This is a genomic window from Nostoc cf. edaphicum LEGE 07299, from assembly GCF_015207245.1.
In the GTDB taxonomy this organism is placed as follows: domain Bacteria; phylum Cyanobacteriota; class Cyanobacteriia; order Cyanobacteriales; family Nostocaceae; genus Nostoc; species Nostoc edaphicum_B.
In genome coordinates this window covers 1-2,835 of the sequence record NZ_JADEXF010000894.1, presented here as the reverse complement: position 1 = coordinate 2,835, position 2,835 = coordinate 1, and the positions used below count along the sequence as shown (strand labels likewise).

Below are 2,835 nucleotides of genomic sequence, written 5' to 3'. Positions count from 1 at the left end.
GTCCAAATTCTACCCGTAAAAATTACTACTTTTGCTGATATATCAGAAAGCTTTTCATTTTTCCATAACTTAACTACCAAAGCATATCTCTAAAGTCATAAAAATACTTTATTCAAAGAATAATTTATAACGCTCTCTGAGGAACTGTTTAGGTAGAAGCAGCTAGGAGACTAGAAGTCTTTTGACTGAAAACTTCTATAAGCGCTCAAATAGAGCTTGATTTGCTAAAAAACAGACTTAAGCTCGTTCCCAAACCTGAGAATATGTCAATAAGCTTTCAAATACTTAATTTGTATACCATAATTACTGGGATAATCGCCAACATTGAGCTTTTCCATTTTTAATTTCTTGTTTTGCGAATTTTGAGTTGCTGAAGATGCAAAACTTAAACCCATCAAAACAGGATAAAAGTGAAGTAACTCTATCTTTTTAGTCAGATGTAACAGAGTTAAACCATTAGCTTGTAATTTATTCTAGGGGTGAGTCATTTGGTAAGTGTAAGATATGAATAGAAGAGATGACACTAAAAATATAAGAAATATCTTCCAAGAACTTTAAGTCAAAAGCCAGAAAGACTGTTTTCATTTAACCATCAGAATTCAAACCTATCGAGAGACTTACACGAACAAGTCGCCATAGGCAACACCAGGCACCTATGGAGGAAAAACCTCCTGCGCTGCTTCCCCAACGCACTTCTCACCACTGAGACTGCTGTCCATCCCACAATAGAGTTCTATGGGAGTGAGTGTCTCGATTCCCTTTTCAATTCCTGCAAGATGAAAGTCTAGGGGCTTTTATATGTCGCAACTAAATACCTTGATGCTACATTTAAAAAGCCGATTTCAGACTTCAAAAAGGGCATTAGCTAGAAATTTTAGCAAAAGTCACCCATTTATTTTGACAAATTCGTAATTTTAGGACTTGAGCTGTTTCTAGTTAGTTCAAGTGATAATACCAGATGAGTCATCCCTAAATTTATTAGTTTTAGGACTTACGCAAAAATAGCTAAAAAGCTTAATTTATCGAACCTCCTTCTCTGTCAGAGGCTGACGCCAACGCGCAGTGTCTCCCAGAGAAGAATCATACAGTATTGCGTAAGTCCTAAGTCTGTTGAGAAAAATTTTTAACTCGAAATTTTTCAACTAACCACTCAAGAGAGCTTCGACAAACTCATAGCTCGAAAAGGGTCGTAGGTCTTCAATTCCTTCGCCAGCACCAATAAAGCGAATGGGTAAACCTAGCTGCTGTACAACAGCAAGGGCAACGCCGCCTTTGGCAGTGCCATCTAGCTTGGTTAAGACAACACCGCTGAGTTGGGCAGCTTGGGAAAAAACTTCGGCTTGCCGCAGCCCATTTTGACCTAAAGTGGCATCTAGAACTAATAGTGATTCTACTTTGGCATCTGGGGCTTTTTTGTCGATAATTCGCCGGATTTTACCGAGTTCATCCATTAAATTTTTCTTGTTTTGCAGTCGCCCAGCTGTATCTACCAGAAGTAATTCGGTTTGACGCGCTTGGGCGGCTGCGATCGCATCAAATACAACTGCTGCCGGATCTGTATTTTTTCCCGGATTGGCAATTACATCCACGCCACTTCTACTACCCCAAACCTTCACCTGTTCCACGGCGGCGGCACGGAAGGTGTCTGCTGCGCCAATTAGGCATTTATAGCCAGATTTTTGTCCCAGGTGGGCAATTTTGCCGATGGTAGTGGTTTTACCGGCACCATTTACCCCAGTGATTAACCAAATATTTAAGGTTTCTTTTTCTGGGGTAAAGGTAGTTTTATGAGATGTTTTGCTCGGTGCATCCAGCATATCCCGAAGGATTTTTTTCAGGAAAGCGATCGCTTCTTCAGGTGCGGTAACTTCTTCTCGCAGTTTTGTCTGTAGGGCATTGATAATAAAGTCTGTCGCTTCTACACCCACATCAGCTTGTAAAAGCAATGCCTCAATTTCCGTTACAGCAGCTTGGTTTAGCGGCCCTTGACCAACGATCGCCTTCAGTTGGTTAAGAATACTACGGCGAGTTTTGTCTAATCCTTGCCGGAGCTTTTTCAGCCAGGTAATTTCTTCAATAGAAACGTCTTCTGCACTTCTACCTTGAGCTGCTAGAACTTTCGCTGACCAGACAAACCCATCATCAAATAGCAGTCCAGGAATTTCCTCTTCTGTTTCTGAGGTTGTAGCTACTGGCTGTACTACCTCCGGATCTGGAACTTCAATGGCGGTGGCTATTAGTTGTTCTAGCTTTGCTTGCCGTTCTGCCGCCGCCCGTTCTAAAAAGGATAAGTTAGCTGGTGCTGTTGGTTGTGTTGCCTCTGGCGTAGCTAGTGGTTCGGTGGCTGTTAGTTCAACTTCACTTGCCGTAAGTTCTGGGCTGGAAACATCTGGCTGTTCAGCAATTGCTGCCACTGAAGAATCTTCTGTAATTTCTTCCTCACTAGCAGCTTGGATAACTTCTGGCTGTGTAGTTTCTACAGTTGTATTAGCAGCTTCCTCAGTTACTTCTGGTTCAGCAATTTCCGCAATTACCGTTTCTGCGGTTTCAGGTTGTATTGATGGTGCTAAGGTATCTGCTGAATCAGGTGGGGTTTCCACTACCTCAACTTGCTGTTTTTGCTGAATATTTTTGTAGGCAGCTTTGGCAAATGCTAATAAGTCTGCCGTTGTGTCTGGCGCAGTTTCAACAGTTGAGGTTTCGGCTGGCTCTGGTTGGGGTTCTTGTACAGGAGGTGTTTCTTCCTGTTTTTTATCAGAGGGAGTATTAGATGAATCGTTATGTTGACGACGGAACCAATTAAAAACCATTGCAGCAGTATTAGTTCTGTCTCTT

General features: G+C 41.9%; 1 protein-coding gene. It reads right to left on the bottom strand.

What is annotated here, in order from left to right:
• Positions 1–1,142: 1,142 nt before the first annotated feature.
• A complete protein-coding gene (gene ftsY, locus IQ229_RS22305; RefSeq protein ID WP_194047489.1) occupies positions 1,143–2,810 on the bottom strand; it encodes a signal recognition particle-docking protein FtsY in 1,668 nt (555 codons plus the stop codon).
• Positions 2,811–2,835 lie beyond the last annotated feature (25 nt).